The organism is Anaerofustis sp. NSJ-163, from assembly GCF_024135845.1.
GTDB lineage: Bacteria > Bacillota > Clostridia > Eubacteriales > Anaerofustaceae > Anaerofustis > Anaerofustis butyriciformans.
In genome coordinates, this window is the sequence record NZ_JAMYJV010000003.1 from 385,969 (window position 1) to 405,600 (window position 19,632).

Here is a 19,632-nt window from a genome sequence, read left to right on the forward strand (position 1 = left end):
TTCCTCCTTTTTTATTTATTATATCACTATTTTATAGGAATATGTTTGAATCTTTTTTGTATTCCATAATTTCTTTAACAAAACATGACATACTGCTTTGATTTACCATTAAAAATATTTTCTTTTTTGCTCTTGTAAGGGCTACATAAAATAATCTTCTTTCTTCGCTGTGGGGAAAATCTTCTTTATTTTTAAGTAGCATTTTTATTAATTTATCATCGGTTATATTACATGGAAACCCCATTAAGCTGTTAAATGTATTAAGTATAAATACATAATCACATTCCAGACCTTTCGCTTTATGTACAGTTAGAAATTTGATTTTTAAATCTTTTCTTTTTTCAAGTATTACCGATATTTCGTTATTTTCATGAAGTATTATATTTACTTCGTTTGTTTGAGCATAAGGAATTATATCTTTTTTGTATCTGCCAAGAAGCATAACTTCGCTGTTTTTAGGCAGTTTGTATATTTCTTTTAAAAATACTCTGTATAATTCACTTTTTTTCCTTGCTGTAACAAAATTAATTGGAAGAATGTTTATTTTGCTGCTTTTAAGAGTTTTTTTAATTTGATATGGATTTTTTAATATAAATTTGTTTGTTACATTTGCAATGGTTCTATCAAATCTATAATTTTTTTCTATGAAATATTTTTTTGCATTATAATCTTTTTCAAAGTCATAAAAAATATTAATATCGCTTCCAGTGAAACGGAATATACTTTGATAATCATCTCCCACGGCAAATATATGTGAGTTGTGTTTTTTATAAATTTCATTTATAAGTGACATTCTGGAATAGGATATATCCTGAAACTCATCTATTAAAATATGTTTGTATCCTTTATTATATAAAGAATTTTTTACATATTCTCTGGCAGTTAAAATCATATCATTAAAATCTATTTGTTTTGTGTCTTTAAGCATTTTTTGATATGCCTTATATATTGGGAGAACTACTTTAAAAAATGCCTTTGCTCTTTGTTCTTCCTGCTTTGAGCTGTAATTATTTATATTAAGAATGTCATTTTCATCTCTTGCGGTAGTTTTCATAAGGGTAATAAAGTTAGCCGTTAATTTTTTTATAAAATTTATGTTATATCTAAATAATTTATGTACTTCTTTGCCTACATTTGAATATGACAGCTTAATATCTATATTATTTTCTTTAAGTTTTTTCTCTATTTCTTCTTTAAAAATTCCTTTTTCAAAATCATAAGAATATGTAAATATTGCCTTGTTTTTAAAAATAGGGTAATTATGTAAAAACTTAATGTATGCATCGTAATTTTTATATGCTATCTTTGGTATATTAGGATATCCCCATAAAGGTTTTTCACCTTTAGAATTTATATTTATATTAAATATAAATTTATCATATTTCGTAAGATAAAAACCTGAGCATAATTTTTTAAATTCGTTTCCGTATATATTCGTATTAAAATATTCATATTCGATGTTGTTTAAATATAGATAATTTGCAATGACATTTTCTTCAAATGTCATTTTATATTCATTATCAAGGCTTATAATTCCTTTATTAAAAAGATAGTTCTGCTCGTCTTTTTTATTTTCAAACTGTAAAAAGCTTATATATTCCTGATAATAGTTGATTATAAAATCGTACATTTCAAAATATTCGTTTGATTTTAATTTTGTATCTATATATTCGTTTACGAATTTTGCAATTGTATCTTTATATATGCTTATATCTCCGCTGTGTACATTATCTATAATATCTTTACCAAGTTTATGGAAAGTGCATACATTTATTTTTTCTTTTGTTATTTTTGAAATTCTTTCAATAAGCTCATCTGTTGAAGAATTTGTAAAACTCAGTACGAGTATTTGCTCAGGCGGAATTTTTTCTTCCTCAATCAAATATTTTATTCTTGCAAGAATGGTTGTGGTTTTTCCGCATCCTGCTCCCGCAATGGCAAGAATATTTCTTTCCTTGGAATTTACACATTCTATTTGTGCCTCATCAAGTTTTTTATCTTCAATTTGTGTTACTAAATTAATTTTTTCCATCATAAAATTTATTATATCACGTTTATAAGTAACACAAAATGATAATCTTCATATTATAAAGTGTAAAACAAATAAGAACATAAATTTAGGAGGAATAAAAAGTGGAAGAAAGAAATACAAGAGGTGTGGAATGTCTAATTGTTGATAAGGTGTATGATGGATGTTCAAAAAAAGAATGTATGCAAAATATGCCTTTTGAACTTGAATTAAATGGTGACTTGTCTGATTATACATTCCTTTATGCACAGTTTGGAGCTTCTGAAATAGAGCATTATGAATGCGAACCATTCTTCACAGAAATGGATGAATGTCATGCAAGATTAAAATGCGTTGTTGCTATCCCTATTTATGCAGTACTTAGAAGAAAATGCGATTGCTGTACTATTACGGTACCTGCAAAACCAATGTGCGGAAATACCGTTCAATCAGATAATAAAATTAGAATACCTGTAAGTACAATCTTTGATTTAAACAGAAAATTCGTAAGACAAGGAAGATTCTCTCCAGTAAGTGAATGTTTTGTTGAAGCAAATTGTGTAAATAAAACTTGCGGTAATCAAATTTCAATGACTCTTGGTTTTGTTATTGTTGTAAATGCAATATCTAAAGTAAGTCTTAAAGTTCCAACATTTGGTTACTGTGAACTTCCTGACGAATGCAGAGAAGAAGAATGTGCTCCAAACTTCTGTGAAACTTTTCTTAATGAAGATATTTCAGCATTTGGGGACTTTTTCCCAACAAGTGGTTCATGCAATAGTTGCGGATGCGACGACTAATTTTTATCCAACATAAAAAAGACGAGATTTTATCTCGTCTTTTTTAGTTTTTAAATGTATTTAAGTACTCAATAACTTCTTTTGGAACTTTAAAATTGAACTGTATTTTATTAATTTCGAATGTTAAATATCTTGAATCTTCATAAGTTAAGATACGGCCTTTTTTTTCAAATTCATAATCCGCACTTTCTTCTTCATCTTGATTCTTTGTTGAATATAAAATAAATTCTAAATCTACCTTTGAGTCTTTAGGTAAATCTTTCATTCTCCATTCTTCTATTTTTAGACTTGTTATAAAATCTTCAATATTATTGTGTCCCGAAATTAAATCTAACCTTTCCTCATTTTTCATTACATCAATTCTATCGGATTTTTCGATGTTTGAGCTGTATTTAGTCATGTCTACTTCTTGCTGTTGCGTAAAGCCACAGCCGCATATTCCTATTAAAATTAATATTGATAAAATTGCTGTTAAAATTTTTTTCATAATAATTTCCCCCTAATTAATAAGGTTATTTTAGATTTTCAGGGTTTAGTCCTTGTAATTCTTCCGGTATAAATAAACCGTTTTTTCTGATTAGTACATCGTCAAAATAAATTTCTCCGCCACCTTTTTCTTCTGTTTGGATTAAAACAAGGTCCCAGTGAAGTGACGATTTGTTTCCGTTATCGGCATCTTCATAACAACATCCTGGTGTGAAGTGAATACTTCCTGATATTTTTTCATCGAATAATGTATCAAGCATTGGTTCGCTTATATATGGGTTAATTCCAATAGCAAATTCACCTACATATCTTGCTCCTTCGTCAATATCAAGAACTTGATTGATTCTTTCGTTATTGTTTGAAGTTGCTTCAATAATTTTTCCGTCTTTAAATGTTAGTTTAATATTATCATATATAAAACCTAAATGGTCGCTTTTTGTGTTATAAGAAATAGTACCGTTTACGCTGTCTTTTATAGGTGCTGTATAAATTTCTCCGTCAGGAATATTCATATTTCCACAGCATGGAACAGCAGGCATTCCTTTTATTGAGAATGTAAGATCTGTTCCTGGTCCTACTATTCTTACTTTATCTGTTTTTTCCATAAGTTCTTTTAATGGTTCTACTGCTTTTGCCATTTTAGAATAATCAAGACAGCAAACATCAAAGAAATAATCTTCAAAAGCTTCTTTGCTCATTTTTGCACTTTGAGCCATTGAATTGTTTGGATATCTTAAAATAACCCATTTTGAGTTGTCTACTCTTTCTCTTAAAACAGGTCTTAATACAGATGATTGAAGAGAAATATTTTCACTTGGAACATCGCTTAATTCACTTGCGTTTGCGCTGCAGCCTACACCTATATAAGCATCCATTCCTTTCATTTGATATAATTCATAATCATTTTGGAATTCTAATTGTTCTTTGCTTACTCCCATTAATATTTCTCTGTTTACACTTGAGTCAGTAAGTTTAAGATAAGGGAATCCTCCTGCTTTATATACTTCTCTTACAAGTGCTTTTACAAGATCTCTTGTATCTTCTATTCCGCCTGCATTTATTAAAACTTTTTCACCTTTTTGAACATTGGTTGAAAAAGTGACTAAATTATGTGCTAATTGTTCTATTCTTTTGTCCATAATTTTTTATGCCTCCATATGCAATATTGTTATATAATATTTTACCATATTTTATTAATATTTATTATAGATATGGAAAAGAAATTTTATTTTTGATAAAATATAATAATATAAAAATACAAGGAATGGATAATTATGAAAGAAAATATTGTAATTGGAAAGATTTTTAATGTACACGGTATAAAAGGAGAGTTAAAAGTTCTTCCTTTAACTGATGATATGAATAGATTTAAAGAGCTTAAAAGATGTTTTATAAAAGGAAAAGAATATAATGCTGTATCTGCAAGAATAAATAAAAATCATATTATTTTAAAGCTTAAAGAAATTGATGATAGAAATATTGCCGAAAAGTTAAAAAATAATTTTATAGAAGTTTTAAGAGAAGACAGTGTAGATTTAGATGAAGGTGAATATTTTATTGAAGATTTAAAAGGGCTTAAAGTTCTTGATGAAAAGGGAGAAGAAATAGGAGTAATGGTTGATGTATTAACTCCTGCCGCTGTTGATATATATGTATTTAAAATAGATGGAAAAGAACAAATGTTACCTGCTTTGGAAGAAAATATACTTGAAATAGTTGAAGATGAATATATTAAAATAAATAAGAAAAATTTAGTTTATTAGGGAGAACACATGATTTATAACGTACTTACGCTTTATCCTGAAATGATAGAAGCTTACAAAGATGTAGGGATTATAGGAAGAGGAGTAAAAAACAACAAACTTGAAATAAATGCGATAAATATAAGAGATTATTCAAAGGATAAACACAAAAGAGTAGATGATGAAATTTACGGGGGAGGAGCAGGAATGCTTATGAAAGCAGAACCTGTTTATGACTGTGTAACTGACATAAAAAAACAAAGAAATGTTCCCGTTATATATTTTTCTCCAAGAGGAAAAGTTTTTAACAGTGCTCTTGCGAAAGAATATGCAAAACTGGATGAAGTTATACTTTTATGTGGTCACTATGAAGGAATCGATCAGAGAGCCATAGACCTTTGTGTAGACGAGGAAATATGTATAGGGGATTATATTTTAACAGGAGGGCATATTGCGGCAATGGTATTTATGGATACAGTAAGCCGATATGTTGACGGGGTTCTTGGGAACAGTGAAAGTTATAAAAACGAGAGTTTTGAAAATGGAATGCTTGAGGCAAGTCAGTATACAAGACCAGAAGAGTTTATGGGGCTTAAAGTTCCACCTGTTTTACTTAGCGGACATCATAAAAAAATAGAAGAATACATGAATGAAGAAGCATTGAAAGAAACGAAAAAAAGAAGAGAAGATTTACTTTAAAAAAGCTGTGGAGTTCCACAGCTTTTAAAATATTTCGTTTTCTGCTCTTCTTTGATACATCTCTTCAAGTTCGCTTTTATGATATAAATATCCTTCATCATCATAATACCTTGCACCCATAGGGCATTTTTTTATACATGCACCGCATTTTATGCATATATTATTATACTTTGCTACGTTGTCTTTATCTATTGAACCCATAGGGCAGACTTCTACGCATAACTTACAATTATCACATTTATGATTTACTTTTGGAAGTACTTTTCTTATATCTATAAAATTTCCTTTTCTGTCTCTTGGTTTATAATATGTACGTATAGGGTTTTCTCCTTTTACATTTACAGGTGAAATATCAGTTATTTTTTCTTTTTCTATTCTTTTTAAAATTAAATCACATAATTTATCTACTTCTTTAAAATCTTCACTGTCCGGTCTTCCTTTTGCAAGAGTATATGAAAAAGAATGTTCTCCTACAAATGCTCCGGCTGCAATAGAATGAAGGTTGTTAAATTCCAAAATGTTTCTAAGTTCAATTAATGAATCATCATAATTTCTATTTCCAAATAAAACTATCGGAACGCATAAAGCATTGTTCCCTTTAATGTTGTTTGTTATAAATGGAAGCAGTATGTTTGGAATTCTTCCTGCATAAGTAGGTATTCCAAAAATAAGAAGTTCATCACTATCAAATTCAAAATTTTTTTCTCTTTCATTTTTGTTTGCAAAGTTTATTATATTGGTTTCTATTTCTAAATTTTTACTTAATTTATCTACAATATATTCACATATTTTCTTTGTTGTATCAGTTGCACTAAAGTACATAGCTGTTATTTTATTTATTTTCATGGCTTTCTCCTTATAGGATTTTTTTTAGATAAATCATATCTTTTAGTTTTATGTTATCTTCGTGTATTTCATGGTCGTAATTATTTAAAAAGTAATCTTTTATTCTTTTAACAGGTTTAAATCCAAGGCTTTGATAAAATTTAAGTGATTTTTTTGTTTCTCCTGTTCCTACAATCATTACACTTGCTTTTTTCTTATACATTTCAAAAATAAATTTAATTAGCTTTGCTCCGTATCCTTTGTTTTGATACTCAGGTAAAATGGAAATATTTTTTATTTCAAATATTTTGCCGGATATTCTTTTTATACATATTTGACCTATAATATCTTCATTTTCTTTTACAATATACATATCGCTTTTACTTAGATATTTTTTAATTAAATCGTAATTTTCATCTCCTAAATATAAAAGATCAAGATATTGTTCTTTCTTTAAATTTACTTTTTGTATTTTCATATTTTCCCTCTTTTTAAACTATTTTTATTCCAAGAAGTTTTGCAAGCTCTATAGCTTGTATTTCATTTACTTTAATTCCTTTTAATTCTTTAAAATTATCAGATAAAACTATACCATCAATATTGCTTGTTGAAAAATCAATTCCTGCAAGTTTTGTATTAAAAAAGTTTGTTAAAATGAATTTACATTCTTTTATTTTAATTTTTTTCATAGTGCTATCACTTATAGTTGCGTTTGTAAAATCAGAAAAATTAAAATTTACATGATTAAAAGAAGTCTGCATGAATACTGTATATTGCAAATTTGAGTGTATAATTTCTGCATCTTTTATAATTGCTTTGTTAAAATCACCACCGAGAAATTTTGAACTTTCAAAATGTATTTTTGAAAAATAACCTTCACTAAAATTGCTATTTGAAAAATCGCAGTTTTTGAAAATCACGTTTACAAAAGCGCTTTTTTCAAAATCACAATTTAAAAATCTGCAATGTTCAAATATAGTATCACTAAAATTTATGTTAGAAAAATCATAATTATCAAGGTTTTGATTTTTTATGATTTTTTCTTCAATATCAGTATCATTTTCTCTTGCTTCATTGACTATATTTTGTATATCGTTTATTTGAATAAAGTCATGTAAATTTAAATCTATATTGCTCATTTATGTTTCCTTTATTTTTAGAATAGACTCATTTGTGTTTTATTATAGCCTTTTTTAATTATTTCATCTATTTTTTTATGGTCATATTCAATATTGTTTTTTATGCATTCATTTACAAATATATCCCAAAGCTTTTCTCTGTTTGTGGAACAGCACCAGTATTTATCTTGAAAGGTGTTAATATATTTGTCTTTTACTTTTGGAAAAAGCTCATCAAGTTTTGAATAATAATACATTCTTTGATTATCTCTTAATGAAACACAAAAATCTTTATATGCGTAAATATAGCTTGCATTATATATTTTTGCAAGTTTTACCATATTGATTATATTTTCTTTTGTGTCATTTATAAATGGTAATGTTGGGGTCATTAACACTCCGGTTGTAATATTATTGCTCCTAAGCTTTTTTACTGCTTTAAAGCGTTTTGTGCTTGATGGCGCATTTGGTTCTATTTTTTTTGCTAAGTTATCTGATGCAGTTGTTATGGTAATATTCACACAGACTATTGAGTGTTTCGCTATGTCTTTTAGTATTTGGATATCTCTTGTGATTAAATCTGATTTTGTTATTATACTTACACCAAAACCATATCTGTTAATAAGCTCTAATGATTTTCTTGTTAAATTTAATTCTTTTTCAAAAGGGTTATAGGGGTCGCTCATTGCTCCTGTCATTATAACGCCTTTTTTCTTTTTACTTCGTAGCTCATTTTGCAGTATATTTATAGCATTTTCTTTATATGATACTTCATCAAAATTTTCGATATTGTAGCAGTTGCTTCTACTGTCACAGTATATACAGCCATGCACACATCCTCTATATAAATTCATATTATAATTTGAACAAAACCAACCTGATTGATTATATCCAGAAAGAATTGTTTTAGCTAAAATTGATTTTATCATTTTATTTACCTGTTTTAATTAATAAAAAACCCACAAATATAGTTTTGTATACTTGCAGGGTATTATTTATATATTAAATTATAAGATTATTTTAAATATTTGTTTCTTATAAATTCAAGATCGTCATATAATAAATCTTGTTTTGTCATAAAAAATTCATCTTGTTTTCCGCCATTGGCAAAATAATCCATATAAATAGCTGCTTTAGTTAAAACCCTGTCTTCCATTATATCATTTCTGGCTTCTAGGTTTGCTATTGCAATTGTCATGAATAATTTATACATTCCCATAACGGGTTTTTTGGGATCATGAAGTAATATGTCTGTAATTTCTTCCATAGAAAGTCCGTCTTTTAATACTTCGTATGTGTTGTTAACTTCTTCTTTAACTAGTTTATAGCTGTTGTTTGCGTTAATTTTCATATTAAATCACTCCTTTTACTATATTATACTTTAAATTTTTTAAATTACTACTATTTAAAAAAAATTTTTGATATAATCATGATATTAAATGGTGTGGGAGGAGAAGATATGTCAAAAAATATGGTTGCGGATCATGCGATAAGACCCGTAGAGAATGATACTATTTTTACAATTTCAGCAAAGGCAAGCGAAGCCGTTGAAAAATACGGTCCTGACAAGGTGATAAATTCATCAATGGGCGTACTTTTGGAAGATAACGGAGATTTTGTGGCATTTAAAAGTGTTTATGATTATTTAGAAAGTTTAGAAGCACCTAAAATAGCTGCTTATGCAAGTATTGAAGGTGATAAAGATTTTTTAAAGGCCGTAAAAAAAGCATGTTTTAAAGATCATATGCCAAACGCTTATATAGAAGCTGTTGCGACACCGGGAGGTTCAGGAGCAATACATCACAGCGTATTTAATTATACAAATATTGGAGATACGGTCATAACATCAAGTTTATACTGGGATCCATATAACACAATTTGTCTTGAAAGCGGAAGAAAGCTTGATACATATAATATGTTTAACGAAAATGGCGGACTTGATATTGATGCTTTTAAAGAAAAATTTAATTATTATTTAACTAAACAAAAAAGACTTTTAACAATATTTAATACACCTGCGCATAATCCAACAGGATATTCTGTTTCAGATGAAGAGTGGGATGAAATTTTAGTAGTATTAAAAGAAGCTGCAAAGGATAAAGACAATAAAATAATTGTTCTTGTTGATATTGCATATATTGATTTTTGCGATGAAAAATTTAATAGACGTAAATTTATGGAAAAATTTGCGGGTCTTGATGAAAATATTCTTATCTTGATTGCTTTTTCTGCTTCAAAAGGTTATACAATGTATGGACTTAGAAATGGAGCTTTATTATGTGTAACATCAAAAGAAGAAATTGCAAAAGAATTTTTCTATACAAATTTACATTCAAACAGAGGAACTTGGTCAAACGGAACAAAAGGTGCCATGAGAGTTCTTACTGATATTATAAATGATGAAAATCTTGGCAATAATTTTATTAAGGAAAGAGACCACTATGTAAAAATGCTTAGAAGAAGAGCTGATGTGTTTTTACAAAAAAGCGAGGAAGTAGGCCTTAAGTTATATCCTTACAAAGACGGTTTCTTTGTTTGTATTCCTTGTAAAGATCCGGCAAAAGCGGCAGATTTACTAATGGAGGAAAATGTTTTTGTAATTCCTCTTCAAACAGGGCTTAGATTTGCTCTTTGCGCTGTTGGAGAAGAAAAGTGTGCTTTAGCACCAAAAATAATAAAAGAAGTTTTAAGCAAATGGGATGAGTAAAAAGAAAAGAAAAGCATTAAAAGATATTTTTAATGGAAAAAAGAGAGATACTTTAAGAAATAAAAGTAGCTCTTTAAGCTCTGATTCTTTTCGATATGAACAAAATCATTCTAATAAAAGGAAAAAAGTTCGTATTCGAAAAAGAAATGATGGGCTTAGCAGACAATTGAAAAGAATAAAAAAACAAGTTAAATATAATATAGGTACTTTTTTACAAAGGATAGCAGGAAGGGAGAATGTATCCAATAAAAGAGATACAAGACATATTAATAAAAATCCTAATGCTGTAAGAAGAACAAAAAGAGTTGAGCCTTACGAAAGGCATTCTTCTTACGGCGGTTATCGTACTTCGACGGTTTATACAAGAAGAAGGATTGCAAGAAGACGAAGACGTACAATTGTAAAAATAAAGCGTATATTTTTTATAGCTTTTGTTTTTGTTACTGTTTTTCTTTTTAGTTTCATTGCATATTACAAGCCTTTTAAAACTACGGTAGTAGGAGATGTTACATTAAGAGGTGATGTAACTTATAAGACTCAAATTATAGGTGTAGATACAAAAAACATAAAAACAGGCACTAATTATGCATTTAACGTTCAAAATGTCATAGAAGACCATTTTAATAATAAAGTAATTGATAATGTAGATAAAAGTTTAATTACAATTAATGTGACAAGTGAAAATTTAAAAAATAAAGTTAGCGTAAATAAAAATGTAATTAATATTGATGATAGTGTTACAAGTGGCAGTGTCTTAAATATGGTTGTTAGTTATAAAAAATTAAGTAAATCATATAGTTATACTATAAAAGATAACTTAAGTGAGGAAATTGATAAAAATATGATTATAACTAACCCTAATGAATATGATGCCGTTGTTAATAAAGAAAGACATTTGTCTTCAAGTTACAAGCCTTCGGACCTTGTAAAGCCGAATATTGATTTTATGCAGTCCAATGAATCCGTAATGTATCTTAGAAAAGATGCTGCAAAAGCACTTGAAGAACTTTGTAAAGATGCTCAAAGTTCTGGTTATAAATTTTATGGTGTAAGCGGATTTAGGTCATATAGTTTACAAGTTGATGTTTATAAAGATAATATTGCCCAGTATGGTAATGAAGAAGATGCCAATTTTTACTCTGCCAAACCGGGAGAGAGTGAACATCAATTGGGGCTTTCTATGGATTTAAGTACAAAAGAAGTAAATTACCAGCTTGTGGAAAGTTTGGGAGATACTCCTGCGGGAAAATGGCTTGAAGAAAATTGTTATAAATATGGTTTTATAATAAGATTTCCAAAAGATAAAGAGAAAATAACGGGATACAGTTATGAACCTTGGCATATAAGATACGTCGGAAAAGATTTAGCAAAAATAATTCATGATAATAATTTAACTTTAGAGGAATATTTTGAAAGTGATAAATACTAATAAATTCAGCACAGTATACGAATATACGGTAGGGAAAAAATACGAGGGGGAGAATATATATTCATTTTTGGAAAATGAATATGATTATTCTTCCAGGACCTTTAGATATATAATAAGAGAGGGAAAGCTTCTTGTTAATGACAAAGAAGCTTTGTTTGTTGATGTTTTAAAGGAAAATGATAATATAAAAATATTTTTCCCTATTGAAAAAGCAGATGCTCCATCAAGTGATATCGATATTAATATTATATATGAAGATGATGATATAGTGGTTATAAACAAAGAAAGCGGTATGGTTGTTCATGTTACCCGTTCACATCCTCTCGATACTCTTCAAAATGCCATTTATTATAAGTGGGATAAAGAAGGCAAACATCTTAAAACAAGGTTTGTTAACAGACTTGATATGGATACTTCGGGGCTTGTTGTTATTGCCAAAAATAAGTATGTTCATCATTTTATACAAAATCAAAGTATAAGAAATGAAATAGATAAAAGATATCTTCTTATAGCTGAAGGAATACTTGATAAAAAAGAAGGATACATATCAGCTCCAATAAAAAGAGAAGAGGGGCATGCTTTAAAAAGAATAGTTAGTGAAGATGGAAAAGAATCCATAACAAAGTATAAAGTAATTGAGGAATTTAACGGTTATTCTTTAGTTGAGGCAAAACTTATAACCGGAAGAACTCATCAATTAAGAGTTCATTTCGCTCATATAGGACATCCTATTTTGGGAGATACATTATATAACGAAAACAAAAGTGAACTGATTTCACATCAAGCTCTACATGCAAAATCAATATCTTTTGTTCATCCAAGAAGTAAAAAGATGGTGGAATTTAAAGCAGAGCTTCCCGAAGATGTTGTTTTTGTGATGGGAAAATTAAAAAAGAGTTAAAATTGTTGAATTTTAGTAATTCGGGTTTATAATAGAAGAAGTACTATTTTCAGGAGGAAATTAATTTGAGCGCTAGTAAAAAGAAAAATTATTTAAAAGGTGCTGCTGTTCTTGCTTTTGGTGGAATAGTTGCAAAGTTCCTTGGGATGTTTTTAAAACTTCCTTTGGTAAGAATTCTTGGCGATTTTGGTATGGGGTTATACGGAAATGCATACCCTGTATATACATTTTTACTTGCTATTTCTGTTATAGGACTTCCGGTTGCTATTTCAAAAATGGTTTCTGAAAGAATAAGTTTAGGAAAATACGATGGAGCTTACAGAGTATTCAAAGTTGCTGTTACTACTCTTGCTTTAATTGGTGCAGTATGTTCAGCTATTATGTTATTCGGAGCTCATTTCTTTATTTCAATATTTAAGTGGCATCCAGATACGTATTATTCAATACTTGGTTTGGCTTTTGCGCCTCTTTGTGTTTGTATTTTGTCATCATTTAAAGGTTTCTTCCAAGGTATGCAAAATATGACACCTCCAAGCATTTCACAAATAGTTGAATCAATAACAAGGGTTGTTGTAGGACTTGGGCTTGCCGTATTTTTATATAAACAATTTGGTGTTGCTTTTGGTGCTGCCGGTGCGACTTTTGGAGCTACTGCCGGTGCTTTGGTTGCCAGTTTATTCTTATTCTTATGTTTTTTAAAGATAAGACCGAGAATAAAAAGACAAATAAAAAATCAAAAAACAAAGTCTACCGAAGATGTAAAAACCATACTTAAGATTTTAGCAGCAATTGCAATTCCAATTACGATTGCTTCTCTTGTTACTTCTTCAATGAATTTGATTAACTCATTTACTGTTTCTGCATTTTTACAAAAGGCAGGATTTAGTGTTGAAGAAGCAACGATTTTATGGGGGCAATTATCACAAAGAGCACAGACTATTATAAGTATACCTCTTATATTGTCTTCATCTCTTGCTGCCAGCTTGGTTCCGACAATTTCTGAATCATTTGTAAGAAAAAACACAGAGCAGATAAGACAAAAAACATTTTTAACTTTTAAAGTTGTTTTAATGCTTGCTCTTCCTTGTATTGCCGGTCTTATTGTTATGGCAAGTGAGGTAACAACATTATTGTTTGGCGATGCTAACGGAGCAAATATGCTTAGATTGTTATCCATTGGCATAGTGTTTACTATGATATCAACTACAATGCAGGGGATATTGCAAGGTGTTGGACTTTTAAAAGTTCCTGTAAAAAATTTAGCTGTGGGTTGTGTTATAAAACTTGTTTTAAATGTAATATTAATACAGATTCCTTTCTTGAATATTTACGGTGCAATTCTTGGAACTTTAGGCGCTGACTTTGTTGTGGCAAGTCTTGATTACAGAGCAATAAAGAAATTCCTTGGTTCTACTTATAGAGGTCTTGGTATGGCTTTTATAAAAAATCTTTTTTGTGCAGCCGTAATGGGAATTATATGTTTTATATTAAAAACATTCCTTGCGGGTTTTGTAGGCAACAGTATTTTAACTGTAATTGTAATAATTGTTGCTGCTGTTGTTTACTTTGCATTAATATATATTACTAAAGTTCTTAACATAAAAGAAGTAAGAAGTGTTATAGGAAAATAAAATATGAAAGCAACAAATAAAAATACAATAAACGAAATAACATCAAAATATGATTTTAGATTTAAAAAGGATTTAGGACAAAATTTTTTAACAGATGAAAATATAGTGTTAAAAATTGTTGATGCCTTAGAATTAAAAGATGACGAAGCTGTTCTTGAAGTCGGTCCCGGTATGGGCAGTCTTACTCAAAAGTTAGCAGATAGAGCATATAAAGTGTATGCTGTTGAAATAGATTCAAGAGCTGTTGAAATGCTGGAAGAAACTTTAAGTGAATATGAAAATATACAAATTATTAATAAAGATATATTAAAAACTAATTTAAAAGATATTTTAGCTGAAGAAATAAAAGAAGGAAGAAAAATAAAATTTATTTCAAATCTTCCTTATTACATCACATCTCCAATTCTTATGAAAGTATTGGAAGATGAAGTTGAGTTTAATAATATTGTTGTAATGCTTCAAAAAGAAGTTGCAACAAGGCTTAACGCAAAAGTAAATTCAAAGGATTATTCATCTTTTACGGTTGTTGTTGATTATTATGCAGATGTTGAAAGATTGTTTAATGTTCCTAAAACTGTATTTGTTCCAATGCCGAAGGTTGATTCTACGGTGCTTAGAATTACACCGAGAAAAAAAGAAGGTATTGAAGTTGATGATGAAAAAGTATTTTTTAAAGTCGTTAAAGCTGCCTTTTTAAACAGAAGAAAAATGGTTTTTAATTCTCTTGCTAACGGATTATCTTTAAATAAAGATTTGTTAAAACAAGCTTTGATAAATTCAGGATTAGATGAAAAAGTAAGAGCTGAAAACATAACAATAGAGCAGTTTGCCAAACTCTCAAATGAAATAAATTCTTTTATAAATAAATAAAAAACATTTTGTGGAAACACAAAATGTTTTTTATTTATATCTTCTCTTTCTGCTGTTTGGTTTTCCTTTGCCGCTTTTGTTTGTTAATTTTTTAGAAGATGTTTTTCTTTTATTGTTTTTATTATTTTTAAATTCTCTCTTTTCAAATACCAAACAGTTTTCATAAGGACCTATTAAATCTGTTCTGCCTATTTTTATAAGAGCTTTTCTTATTCTTTCTTTGTTTTCAGGTTTGTAATATTGCATAAAAGCTCTCTGCGTTTGTTTTTCTTCATATGTTTTTGGAACGAATACTTTTTCATTTGTCAGAGGATTTTTTCCTGTATAAAACATACAAGTTGATAAAGTTCCCGGTGTTGGATAAAAATCCTGTACCTGTCTTGGTCGTATATTATGTTTTTTCATATACAGTGCAAGCTCCAATGCTCCTTGTATGGTACATCCCGGATGTGATGAAATAAAATATGGAACCAAATATTGTTTCATTCCAAGTTCTTTGTTTACTTTGTTGTATTTATCTACAAATTTTTCGTAAACTTCTCTTCCCGGTTTTCCCATTTGTTTTAATGTTTTATTGTTTATATGTTCCGGAGCTATTTTAAGTTGTCCGCTTATATGATGTTTTACAAGTTCCTTTAAAACCGTAGGGTCTTTTTCTAAAAGAAGATAATCATATCTTATGCCGCTTCTAACAAAAACCTTTTTTACGTTTTTTACATTTCTTGCCGCTCTTAACACATCTAAAAATTCGCTGTGATCAACTTCTAAATTTTTGCAAGGAGAAGGAGATAGGCAAGTTTTGTTTATCCCAACACATGTTCCGTATTTCATTTGTTTTTGACATGAAGGATTTTTAAAGTTTGCTGTTGGTCCTCCTATATCATGAATATATCCTTTAAAACCGTCTATTTTTGTAAGCAATTTTACTTCGTCGATTATGCTTTTTTTACTTCTTGACTGTACCATTCTTCCTTGATGAAATGTTAGAGCGCAAAAAGAGCAGTTACCAAAGCAACCTCTATTTGATGTTACAGAAAATTCTATTTCTTTTATTGCCGGAATTTCTTTTTTATACATAGGATGAGGTTTTCTTGCATAAGACAGTCCGTATACTTTATCCAGTTCTTCTCTATTTAGGGGCATCATTGGTGGGTTTTGGACAAGATAAGTTTTATCCATAAATTGAATTATTGTTTTTCCTGTTATCGGGTCTTGGTTTTGATATTGAACTTTAAAAGCCTTATTATATTTTTCTTTATCTAAGCATACTTCTTTATAGGAAGGGATAATAATTGCATCTTCAATATTGCTTATATCGCTTGTCATATAACAAGAACCTTTAACATCGGTTATATCTTTTAAGTTTTCACCGTTTTTTAGTCTTGTCGCAATTTCTCCCAGTATTTTTTCTCCGCTTCCGTATGTCAGCATATCGGCTGTGGAGTCTGTAAGTATGGAGTGTCTCACTTTGTTGTCCCAATAATCATAATGTGCAAATCTTCTAAGGCTTGCTTCTATTCCTCCGATTATTATATTAACCTTTTTGTATGCCATTCTTATCATATTGCAATATACTATTACGGCTCTGTCGGGACGTTTCCCTGCCACTCCGCCTTCTGTATATACATCGTCATTTCTTTTTTTCTTTGATGCCGTATAATGATTTACCATGCTGTCTATATTTCCGCTGTTTACAAGGAAAGCATATTTAGGTCTGCCAAGTACCATAAAGGATTCTTTTTCTTTCCAGTTTGGTTGAGGGATAACACCTATGGAAAATCCAAGGCTTTCAAGATGTCTGCCTATTATTGCAGTTCCAAAAGAGGGATGGTCTATATAGGCATCTCCTGTTACTATAATAAAATCGAGCTGGGATATTCCTCTTTCTTCCATTTCTTTTTTTGTTGTTATTAAAAATTCATTGTTTATTTTCATTTTTTATTTCCTCAATTTATATAATAAAAAATTATCCTTAAAAGTTATATCTATTTTCTTTTTATCTATCAAATAAGATAACATAGCTTTTATTGTTCCCTCAACAAGATTATATTCAACAAAGTTGATTTCAATATTATAATAATCAAACATCTTTTTTGTTATCATATTAAGGCTTAAAGGAACTTTTAAAAACTTACATATTAAGTCAAGTTCTTCTTCTATTTTATTTTCATTAATTTGTATAAGCTCAGTTATGTCTGTTAATGCTTGTTCATGGGTTGGAATGAAAAGTTTTCCTTTTAGTGTTTTTAAATATTCAAGAGTATATAGAAATTCTTCTATGTTATATATTGTTGGGATATGGTAAGTATTTAAAGCTTCTATAGGGAAGAGACTGTCTGCAATAAAATAAATATCATCATCGGTTTTTATTCCTATCATGTCATAACTATGTCCGGGAAGATTAATTATTTCCATTCCCTTTGGGATTTCCTTTAGGTTATATGATAAATTTTCAGTAGGGGTTGCCATTAAAAACTTTTTTTGTATTCTCTTTGGTGGATATGCTCCGTAAATAAAAGCTGGTTCAAGTACTGTATATTTTATAAAATGGCTTTCAAATTCACTTGAATATATTTTACAACCTGTTTTATCTTGTAAAATTTTATTATTTCCTATATGGTCTGCATGAGCATGAGTATTTATTATACCCTTTAATACCCAGTTATTTTTATTTATTATTTCAAGGATTTTATTTGCCTGGATATTTGTCATCGCACAGTCTATTAAAAATATTTCATTATCATTTATTTTATAAATTCCTACGTTGTTTTCGCTTTTTATATAGTAAGTGTTTTTCCCAAGCTTTATTAATTCGTACATAATTAACCTCTATACTTTTATTATAGATATTTTAACATAAAATTTTAAATAATAAAAAAAGAAAGGCAAAAGCCTTTCTTTTAATTCAAAATTAATTATTTTTTATTTGCAATGTGGTGAGGACCCATTGAATCTGGAGCTGAATATTTTTCTCTTCTTAATTGATATAATTCATCAATAACATCTTGAGGAATTGTAGCTTTTTCAACGATTCCCATAGCTCTTGCTGCAAATTCTTGTTGAGCGATGAATTCTAAGCTTTCCATTCTGTAGTATGCTGTAAGTACATCAGGACCGTATGTAACAGCACCATGGTATCTCATAAGTACTGCATCATGGTATTCGATATAATCTTCAATATCTCCGCATATATCGAATGTTCCTGGTAAACCATATTTGATTACTGGAATTTCACCTAAGTTAAGTGCAGCTTCTGTACAGATTGGTTTATCTAAAGGCATGTTTGCAGCTGCAAATACTGTACCATATAATGGATGAGCATGAACTACTGCGTTTACGTCTGGTCTTAATTGATAGATTTTGTAGTGAAGTTTGAATTCGCTTGTTCCTTTCCATGGACCATTTTCTTCTACTAGGTTACCGTCTTTGTCAACGATGCACATCATGTCTGGTGTCATGAAACCTTTTGATACACCTGTTGGTGTGATTAGGAAATTACCATCTTCTAATCTAATTGAAATGTTACCATCATTTGTAGAACAAAGTTGTCTGTCGTACATTTTACGTCCTACATCACAAATCGCTTCTCTTAATTGTTGAATATCTTGACTCATTTTTTCCTCCTGGATATGTTTCTTATTAATTTAACGTTATTATATAACATTTGTTTTTAATTGTAAAGTACTTTTGTTCAAAATTTTTTTTACCATTACATTTGTTACACTAAATTTATCGACTTTAATATAAAAATGTTATTTTTTTGTATTTTTAAACCTTTAAAACCGTTTATATAGGCACTTTAAAAGATGATGTTCAAAAGGGTATACTGTTTACTTATTGACATTTAAAAAATTTTTTTTTATAATTAATTAAAATAATTATATGAAGAGCTATTTATATTTAGATAGTTTAAGGAGGAGATACCAATGGCAGATTTAGAATTTAACAAAGATCTAATATTTTTCGATGTGGAGGCTGATAGCAATTTAGATGCATTAGATCAAGTTGCTCATAAATTATTTGATCTTGGTTATGTAAAAGAAAGCTATATCGAAGCTGTAAAAGAAAGAGAAAAAGTATTCGCAACAGGTCTACCTGTAGAAGATTTTGCAGTAGCTGTTCCTCATACAGATGTTGAACATGTAAACAAACAAAGTATTTGTGTTGCTACACTTAAAAAACCTGTTACTTTTGAAGTAATGGCTGGTGCTGGTGAAAAATGTGAAGTTTCAATTTTATTTATGCTTGCATTAAAAGAACCACATCAACAATTAGCTATGTTACAAACAGTTATTTCTCTAATTCAACAAGAAGATAAATTAAAATCAATTTATGAATCTAAAGATAAAGAGTTAATAATGAAAATCGTTCAAGACGAATTAGCTAAACAAGTAGAAGAAGCATAATAAGTTATAA

20 protein-coding genes are annotated in these 19,632 nt (G+C 29.0%); 9 read left to right on the plus strand and 11 right to left on the minus strand.

The features are described 5' to 3' along the window. Positions 1-31 precede the first annotated feature (31 nt). Entirely contained in the window at positions 32-2,035 is a 2,004-nt protein-coding gene (locus tag M6G78_RS05315; RefSeq protein ID WP_253229815.1) for a UvrD-helicase domain-containing protein, read from the minus strand. A gap of 98 nt (positions 2,036-2,133) precedes the next feature. On the opposite strand from M6G78_RS05315, the gene M6G78_RS05320 reads away from it, so the two are divergent. Continuing rightward, on the plus strand, positions 2,134-2,808 hold the full coding sequence (locus M6G78_RS05320) for a hypothetical protein (protein WP_138269725.1): 675 nt from the start codon (positions 2,134-2,136) through the stop codon (positions 2,806-2,808). Between the two features lie 43 nt (positions 2,809-2,851). Here the strand turns inward: M6G78_RS05320 and M6G78_RS05325 are convergent, their stop codons facing one another. Continuing rightward, a complete protein-coding gene (locus M6G78_RS05325; protein WP_253229816.1) occupies positions 2,852-3,295 on the minus strand; it encodes a hypothetical protein in 444 nt (147 codons plus the stop codon). A gap of 25 nt (positions 3,296-3,320) precedes the next feature. Next, positions 3,321-4,433, minus strand: a complete 1,113-nt coding sequence (locus M6G78_RS05330) for an aminopeptidase (RefSeq protein WP_138269723.1) — start codon at positions 4,431-4,433, stop codon at positions 3,321-3,323. Between the two features lie 135 nt (positions 4,434-4,568). On the opposite strand from M6G78_RS05330, the gene rimM reads away from it, so the two are divergent. Both rimM and trmD read left to right on the plus strand, forming a co-directional pair. Then, the gene (gene rimM / locus M6G78_RS05335) at positions 4,569-5,057 is read left to right on the plus strand and encodes a ribosome maturation factor RimM (RefSeq protein WP_253229817.1); all 489 of its coding nucleotides are present in this window, start codon (positions 4,569-4,571) and stop codon (positions 5,055-5,057) included. A 9-nt stretch (positions 5,058-5,066) separates the two neighbouring features. Next, positions 5,067-5,735, plus strand: a complete 669-nt coding sequence (gene trmD / locus M6G78_RS05340) for a tRNA (guanosine(37)-N1)-methyltransferase TrmD (protein ID WP_253229818.1) — start codon at positions 5,067-5,069, stop codon at positions 5,733-5,735. 24 nt (positions 5,736-5,759) lie between these two features. On the opposite strand, the gene M6G78_RS05345 is transcribed toward trmD, so the two are convergent. The 5 genes from M6G78_RS05345 to M6G78_RS05365 all read right to left on the minus strand — a co-directional run bounded on the left by M6G78_RS05345 (position 5,760) and on the right by M6G78_RS05365 (position 9,029). Next, positions 5,760-6,581 (minus strand): EFR1 family ferrodoxin, encoded by an 822-nt coding sequence (locus M6G78_RS05345; protein ID WP_138269720.1) that lies wholly within the window; start codon positions 6,579-6,581, stop codon positions 5,760-5,762. A gap of 10 nt (positions 6,582-6,591) precedes the next feature. Then, positions 6,592-7,038, minus strand: a complete 447-nt coding sequence (locus M6G78_RS05350) for a GNAT family N-acetyltransferase (RefSeq protein WP_253229819.1) — start codon at positions 7,036-7,038, stop codon at positions 6,592-6,594. Between the two features lie 13 nt (positions 7,039-7,051). Then, entirely contained in the window at positions 7,052-7,699 is a 648-nt protein-coding gene (locus tag M6G78_RS05355) for a pentapeptide repeat-containing protein (protein WP_138268927.1), read from the minus strand. Between the two features lie 17 nt (positions 7,700-7,716). Then, entirely contained in the window at positions 7,717-8,607 is an 891-nt protein-coding gene (locus M6G78_RS05360) for a radical SAM protein (protein WP_207734412.1), read from the minus strand. An 86-nt stretch (positions 8,608-8,693) separates the two neighbouring features. Then, on the minus strand, positions 8,694-9,029 hold the full coding sequence (locus M6G78_RS05365; RefSeq protein ID WP_138268926.1) for a hypothetical protein: 336 nt from the start codon (positions 9,027-9,029) through the stop codon (positions 8,694-8,696). Positions 9,030-9,137: 108 nt separating this feature from the next. Between M6G78_RS05365 and M6G78_RS05370 the strand changes: the two genes are divergently transcribed. From M6G78_RS05370 to rsmA, 5 genes are all read left to right on the plus strand, one after another. Further along, positions 9,138-10,385 (plus strand): pyridoxal phosphate-dependent aminotransferase, encoded by a 1,248-nt coding sequence (locus tag M6G78_RS05370; protein ID WP_253229820.1) that lies wholly within the window; start codon positions 9,138-9,140, stop codon positions 10,383-10,385. Next, positions 10,378-11,814, plus strand: coding sequence for a D-alanyl-D-alanine carboxypeptidase family protein (locus M6G78_RS05375; RefSeq protein WP_253229821.1), 1,437 nt, complete (start codon positions 10,378-10,380; stop codon positions 11,812-11,814). The genes M6G78_RS05370 and M6G78_RS05375 overlap by 8 nt, the downstream gene beginning before the upstream one ends. Then, on the plus strand, positions 11,801-12,715 hold the full coding sequence (locus M6G78_RS05380; protein WP_253229903.1) for an RluA family pseudouridine synthase: 915 nt from the start codon (positions 11,801-11,803) through the stop codon (positions 12,713-12,715). Before M6G78_RS05375 ends, M6G78_RS05380 begins: the two co-directional genes overlap by 14 nt. 65 nt (positions 12,716-12,780) lie before the next feature. Next, entirely contained in the window at positions 12,781-14,346 is a 1,566-nt protein-coding gene (locus M6G78_RS05385; RefSeq protein ID WP_253229822.1) for a polysaccharide biosynthesis protein, read from the plus strand. Between the two features lie 3 nt (positions 14,347-14,349). Next, positions 14,350-15,216: a 16S rRNA (adenine(1518)-N(6)/adenine(1519)-N(6))-dimethyltransferase RsmA gene (gene rsmA, locus M6G78_RS05390; RefSeq protein WP_138268921.1), complete on the plus strand. Its 867-nt coding sequence runs from the start codon at positions 14,350-14,352 to the stop codon at positions 15,214-15,216. Between the two features lie 30 nt (positions 15,217-15,246). On the opposite strand, the gene M6G78_RS05395 is transcribed toward rsmA, so the two are convergent. The 3 genes from M6G78_RS05395 to M6G78_RS05405 form a co-directional block, all read right to left on the minus strand. After that, on the minus strand, positions 15,247-17,151 hold the full coding sequence (locus M6G78_RS05395) for a YgiQ family radical SAM protein (RefSeq protein ID WP_253229823.1): 1,905 nt from the start codon (positions 17,149-17,151) through the stop codon (positions 15,247-15,249). Positions 17,152-17,154: 3 nt separating this feature from the next. After that, positions 17,155-18,036, minus strand: a complete 882-nt coding sequence (locus tag M6G78_RS05400) for an MBL fold metallo-hydrolase (RefSeq protein WP_253229824.1) — start codon at positions 18,034-18,036, stop codon at positions 17,155-17,157. 95 nt (positions 18,037-18,131) lie between these two features. Next, a complete protein-coding gene (locus tag M6G78_RS05405; protein WP_138268918.1) occupies positions 18,132-18,830 on the minus strand; it encodes a class II aldolase/adducin family protein in 699 nt (232 codons plus the stop codon). Between the two features lie 312 nt (positions 18,831-19,142). On the opposite strand from M6G78_RS05405, the gene M6G78_RS05410 reads away from it, so the two are divergent. Continuing rightward, on the plus strand, positions 19,143-19,622 hold the full coding sequence (locus M6G78_RS05410) for a PTS sugar transporter subunit IIA (RefSeq protein WP_138268917.1): 480 nt from the start codon (positions 19,143-19,145) through the stop codon (positions 19,620-19,622). The last annotated feature ends 10 nt before the right edge of the window (positions 19,623-19,632 follow it).